Origin of the sequence: Streptomyces sp. NPDC046727, assembly GCF_040645635.1 — a bacterium.
Classification (GTDB): Bacteria; Actinomycetota; Actinomycetes; order Streptomycetales; family Streptomycetaceae; genus Streptomyces.
In genome coordinates this window covers 138814-144395 of sequence record NZ_JBEYYR010000002.1, presented here as the reverse complement: position 1 = coordinate 144395, position 5582 = coordinate 138814, and the positions used below count along the sequence as shown (strand labels likewise).

Genomic DNA, 5582 nt, shown 5'->3' with positions numbered 1-5582 from the left:
CAGCCGACCCGCCCGCCCGCGGGGGCTTTCGCGGGTAGCCGACCCGTCCACCTGCGGGGGCTTCCGCCAGGTAGCCAACCCGCCCGCCCACAGGGGCTCCCGCCGGCAGCCAACCCGCCGGCCACGGGGGCTTTCGCCAGCAGCCGACCCGACCGCCCGCAGGGCCTTTCACGGGTAGCCGACGCCCACCCGCGAAGGCTTCCGCCGGGTAGTCGACTCTCCCGACTCGGGGGCTTCCGCCGGTAGCCAACCCACCCGCCCACCGGGGGCTCCCGCCAGCAGCCAACCCGACCGGCCACAGGGGCTTTCGCCAGCAGCCGACCCGACCGCCCGCAGAGCCTTTCACGGGTAGCCGACGCCCACCCGCGAAGGCTTCCGCCGGGTAGTCGACTCTCCCGACTCGGGGGCTTCCGCCGGTAGCCAACCCACCTGCCCGGGGAGGCTTCCGCCAGCAGCCGGCCCAGCCACCCGCAGGGGCTTTCACGGGTAGCCGACCCGCCCACCCGCGGAGGCTTTCGCCAGCGGCCGACCCGCCCGCGCCCAGGGGCTTTCGCCAGCAGCCGACCCGCCCCCGCCCAGGGGCTTTCGCCGGGTAGCCGACCCGACCGCCCGCGGAGGCTTCCGCCAGCAGCCGACCCGCCCGCCCGCAGGGGCCTCCGCCGGTAGCCAACCCACCCACCCGCGAAGGCTTCCGTCAGCAGTCGGCCCGTCCGCGTGCAAGGGCTTCCTGGGCCGGGCAACTCGGCTGGGGCGGCGGGGGCGTTGTCAGTGGGGTGGGCCACCATGGGGGCATGCGTGAATCGACCAGGGCCGTGAACGGACCGACCCGTATCCCCGCCCCCGCCGGGGTCGCCCCCGCCGCCCAGTACTGCCACGTGGTGACCGCGACCGGCCGGCTCGTCGCGGTCTCCGGCCAGCTCGCGCTGGACGCGGACGGCCGGCTGGTCGGAGCGGGCGATCCGGCGGCGCAGGCCCGTCAGGTTTTCGCGAACCTGCAACGCTGCCTGGCCGCCGCGGGGGCCGGCTTCGAGGACGTCGTGAAGCTGACGTACTTCGTCACGGACATGGCCCACATGCCGGCGATCCGGGCGGCCCGCGCCGTCCACATACCCGACGACCGCCTGCCCGCGGCATCCGCCGTGCAGGTGGCCGGGCTGGTGGCGCCGGAGTTCCTGATGGAGATCGAGGCTCTCGCAGTGGTGGCCGAGTGAGTCTCCTGACGGTCCGGGAGATGTCGGCCGCGGACTGCGACCGCGTCTCCGAGATCCGTGTCCGCGGCTGGCAGCACGCCTACCGGGGGCTCATGCCGCAGCCGTACCTCGACGGGCTCAGCGTCACGGCGGACGCCGAGCGGCGGCGGGCCCGGTTCGCGCAGGGCGACGGCTCGGTGGTGAACCTGGTCGCCGAGCGGGGCGGCAGGGTGCTCGGCTGGGCGGCGTACGGGCCGTACCGGGACGGTGAGACGCACACCGGCGACGCCGAGCTGTACGCGATCTACGTCGACCCGGCGCATGTCGGCGGCGGGATCGGGCGGACCCTGCTGGCCGCGTCGATCGAGCGGTGTTCGGCGTACCCGCGCATGCTGCTGTGGGTACTCAAGGAGAACGCCTCCGCCCGCCGCTTCTACGAACGCGCCGGCTTCCGGGCCGACGGCGCGGAGGAGCCCTTCGAGGCGGACGGCGTCCCCGTGCCCGAGGTGCGGTACGCGAGGAGCCTTCGGGGCTGAGCGGGTCTCACCTCGGCTGCTGTTGCGGGAGCCGGGCCAGCGCGTGCACCGCCGCCTCCGCCAGCGCGGGGTGCGCGAGGGCCTCGTTCAGGACCCGGCGGGCGCGGGCGTCGCCGAGCGCGCCCAGGCCCTCCACGCAGGCCAGGGCGACCCGCCGGTAGGGATCGTGCGGGCGCAGCCGCCGCTCCAGGGTGGTGATCAGCGCGGGCACGGACTCCGGTGCACGCAGGACGACCAGGAGCCGTACCGGGTGCAGGGCGTAGGCGACGCGGAGTTCGTTGGTGGCGAGGGCGGCGGCGGCCCGGGCCGTACGCGGGTCGCCGAGCCGGGCGAGGGCGTGCGCGGCGGAGGCGCAGCGCGGTGGATCGCGGTGGTTGAGCAGCAGCACCAGGGCCTCGAAGGCGCGCCGGTCGCCCGCGCGGCCGAGGCGGAACGCGGCCAGTTCCCTGGCCCACAGCGGCTGTCCTGGCGCGGTGAGCACCTCCGCCAGTTCGTCGTGGTCCTCGGTGGCCAGCAGGCGGTCGAACGCCGCCGAGCCGCCCGACTCCCGCCGTAAGCGTTCCGTGAGCGATCGCAACTCTTCGTCCACGAGGACCAGCCTAGGCGGGTCGCGGCGGCCGAGGGAGGTACATCACAAAGTCGGTTCCTCCCGGGGGCTGGCGCGCTCGTTACCCGCCGGTTAAGCTCATACGAGCGAGTAACCCTCTCGCTTTCCGCTGGCGACGGTTTGGTGACGCAGCCGCCGCGAGCGAGCTTTGTCGGTTCGGTACGCCGTAGGTACCGCAGTACGACCCGGCTTCGGGACAGAGCCGGTCGGAAGTTCCGCCGCTGCCGGGCGTGTGCACGCCCGTGGCACCGGCAGTACCGGGCGTGTGCGCTCGCAGCCCGGCAACACCCGCACTCCCTCTCGCACCGCGGTGCGCCCTTCGGCGCACCCGGCGCGCTCCTCGTCGTCACCCTCATTCCTGGAGTCCCGCGATGGCCACTCCCCTGTCCGACACCGCTCTGTCCCCGCAGTCCCCGCTCAAGACGGTCGCCGTCGTCGGCCTCGGCACCATGGGCACCGGCATCACCGAAGTCCTCGCGAAGGCCGGCCGCGAGGTGATCGGCATCGACGTCAGCGAGGCGCAGACCGCGAAGGCGGTCGCCACCCTGGAGGCCGCCACCGCCCGCGCCGTGGCCCGCGGCCGGCTCACCGAGGAGGAGCGCACCGAGGCCCTGGCCAGGGTCCGCACCACCACCGACCTCACCGCGGCGGCCGACGCCGACCTCGTCATCGAGGTGGCCCCGGAGTCGTACGAGATCAAGCAGCAGATCTTCCGGGAGCTGGACGGCATCGTCCGCCCGGAGACGATCCTCGCGACCGGCACCAACGCGCTGTCCGTGACCCGGCTGGCCGCCGACTCGGCCCGCCCCGAACGCGTGCTGGGCCTGCACTTCTTCAACCCCGCACCGGCGATGCGGCTGGTGGAGGTCGTCTCCTCGGTGCTGACCGCGCCGCACAACGTCGCCGCGGTCACCGACCTGGCGATCGAGCTGGACAAGGAGCCGGTCGCGGTCGGCGACCGCCCGGGCTTCGTCGCGGACGGGCTGCTCTTCGGCTACCTCAACCAGGCCGCCGCGATGTACGAGGCCAGGTACGCCTCCCGCGAGGACATCGACGCCGCCATGCGGCTCGGCTGCGGTCTGCCCATGGGCCCGCTCGCCCTGCTGGACCTGATCGGCGTCGACACCGCGCGCACGGTCCTGGAGGCCATGTACGCCGAGTCCCGGGACCGGCTGCACGCCCCCGCCCCGATCCTCAAGCAGCTCAGCGAGGCGGGCCTGACCGGCCGGAAGTCGGGGCGCGGCTTCTACACGTACGAGGCTCCGGGCAGCGGGACGGTCGTCCCGGACGCGCTGACCCCGGCGACGGACGGTCCGCTCACCTCGGGCCGGGAGATCCGCTCGGTGGGCGTCGCGGGCTCCGGCACGATGGCCTCCGGCATCGCCGAGGTGTTCGCCAAGGCCGGGTACGAGGTCGTCCTCGCCGCCCGCAGCGAGGAGAAGGCCCAGGCCGCGAAGGCCCGGATCGGCAAGTCGCTGTCCCGCTCCGTCGACAAGGGGCGCCTGACCGCCGAGGCCGCCGCCCAGACCCTGGACCGGATCACCCCGGCGGGCTCCTACGACGCCTTCGCCGACGTCGACCTGGCCGTCGAGGCGGTCGCCGAGGACCTGGAGGTCAAGCAGCAGCTGTTCGCGACGCTGGACAAGGTGTGCAAGCCGGGCGCGGTCCTGGCCACCACCACCTCCTCGCTGCCGGTCGTCGCCTGCGCCCGCGCCACCTCACGCCCGCAGGACGTGATCGGGATGCACTTCTTCAACCCGGCGCCGGCGATGAAGCTGGTCGAGGTCGTCCGTACGGTGCTGACCGCCGAGGACGTCCACGCGACGGTCCGCGAGGTCTGCGTCAGGATCAAGAAGCACGCGGTGGACTGCGGCGACCGTGCGGGCTTCATCGTGAACGCCCTGCTCTTCCCGTACCTCAACAACGCGATCAAGATGGTGCAGGAGCACTACGCGTCGCTCGACGACATCGACGCGGCGATGAGGCTGGGCGGCGGCTACCCGATGGGTCCGTTCGAGCTGCTGGACGTCGTCGGCCTGGACGTCTCGCTAGCCATCGAGAAGGTGCTGCACCGCGAGTTCCGCGACCCGGGTCTCGCCCCGGCGCCGCTGCTGGAGCACCTGGTGGCCGCGGGCTGCCTCGGCCGCAAGACCGGCCGAGGCTTCCGCGAGTATGCCCGCCGCTGACGGCGCCGGCGACTGGTTCCGGACGGAGCCGGACTGGGGCGGACTGCTCGACCCGGGCGGCTCTCTCCCGCTGGCCCGGCCCGCCGGTCCCCCGCCCTCCACGGGCGGGGGACATCCCGGACCTGCGCATCAACCTGCGCGCATGCAGTACGTTCGGGTCATGTCCCAGCCCGCCAAGTCCTCACGTACACCAGCTACGCCCGACGCGCCGGAAAGTGCCGCAGGCAGTCGCGCCGCCGCCCAGCGGCTCAAAATGCGCCGAGAACTGGCGGCAGCAGCCATGGAGCTGTTCGCGACCAAGGGGTACGAAGCCACCACCGTCGACGAGATCGCCGCCGCCGCCGGGGTCGCCCGGCGCACCTTCTTCCGCCACTTCCGCTCCAAGGAAGAGGCGATCTTCCCGGACCACGACGACACGCTGATCCGCGCGGAGGCGGTCCTCAACGCCGCCCCGGCGCACGAGCATCCGCTCGACACCGTGTGCCGTGGCATCAAGGAGGTCATGAAGATGTACGCGGCGCGGCCGGAGATCTCGGTCGCCCGCTACAAGCTCACGCGTGAGGTGCCCACCCTGCGCGAGGCCGAGATCGCCTCCGTCGCCCGCTACGAGCGCCTGTTCACCCGCTATCTGCTCGGCCACTTCGACGAGCACGCGCACGCCGACGACGCCAACGACGACCCGCTGCTGGCCGAGGTCGCCGCCTCCGCCGTGGTCACCGCCCACAACCACGTCCTCAGGCGCTGGCTGCGGGCGGGCGGCCAGGGGGACGTGGAGGCCCAGCTGGACCACGCCTTCGCGATCGTGCGCAAGACGTTCGGCACCGGTATCGGGGCCGGCCGCGAGACCGCGCCGCGGACCCCGCCGGCCACCGCCGCCACCCAGGGGGAGGTGCTGGTGACGGTGGCCAGGACCGATGCCCCGCTCGACGAGGTGATGCGCACCATCGAGCAGGCGCTCAAGGAGAGGTCCTAATCGGTCGAACCGTGAGAAACGGGCGCGGAAACGCAACGGCTCGCCGAAAGCAGGGGCGCGAAAACAGTCACCGGGCTTCTCGACATTGCT

General features: G+C 73.3%; 5 protein-coding genes. 4 read left to right on the top strand and 1 reads right to left on the bottom strand.

The window, feature by feature from the left end:
• Positions 1-812 precede the first annotated feature (812 nt).
• Positions 813-1211: a RidA family protein gene (locus ABZ937_RS02805; RefSeq protein WP_361685413.1), complete on the top strand. Its 399-nt coding sequence runs from the start codon at positions 813-815 to the stop codon at positions 1209-1211.
• Between the two features lie 20 nt (positions 1212-1231).
• Entirely contained in the window at positions 1232-1726 is a 495-nt protein-coding gene (locus ABZ937_RS02800; RefSeq protein WP_361685411.1) for a GNAT family N-acetyltransferase, read from the top strand.
• Between the two features lie 7 nt (positions 1727-1733).
• On the opposite strand, the gene ABZ937_RS02795 is transcribed toward ABZ937_RS02800, so the two are convergent.
• Positions 1734-2315, bottom strand: coding sequence for an adenylosuccinate lyase (locus ABZ937_RS02795; RefSeq protein WP_361684935.1), 582 nt, complete (start codon positions 2313-2315; stop codon positions 1734-1736).
• Positions 2316-2704: 389 nt separating this feature from the next.
• Between ABZ937_RS02795 and ABZ937_RS02790 the strand changes: the two genes are divergently transcribed.
• Positions 2705-4519, top strand: a complete 1815-nt coding sequence (locus ABZ937_RS02790; RefSeq protein WP_361684933.1) for a 3-hydroxybutyryl-CoA dehydrogenase — start codon at positions 2705-2707, stop codon at positions 4517-4519.
• 160 nt (positions 4520-4679) lie between these two features.
• Entirely contained in the window at positions 4680-5492 is an 813-nt protein-coding gene (locus tag ABZ937_RS02785; protein WP_361684931.1) for a TetR family transcriptional regulator, read from the top strand.
• Positions 5493-5582 lie beyond the last annotated feature (90 nt).

Bases quoted from the DNA above. Each gene is read 5' to 3' on its own strand.
- ABZ937_RS02800 (WP_361685411.1), top strand. From the start codon at position 1,232: ATGTCGGCCGCGGACTGCGACCGCGTCTCCGAGATCCGTGTCCGCGGC.
- ABZ937_RS02790 (WP_361684933.1), top strand. From the start codon at position 2,705: ATGGCCACTCCCCTGTCCGACACCGCTCTGTCCCCGCAGTCCCCGCTC.
- ABZ937_RS02785 (WP_361684931.1), top strand. From the start codon at position 4,680: ATGTCCCAGCCCGCCAAGTCCTCACGTACACCAGCTACGCCCGACGCG.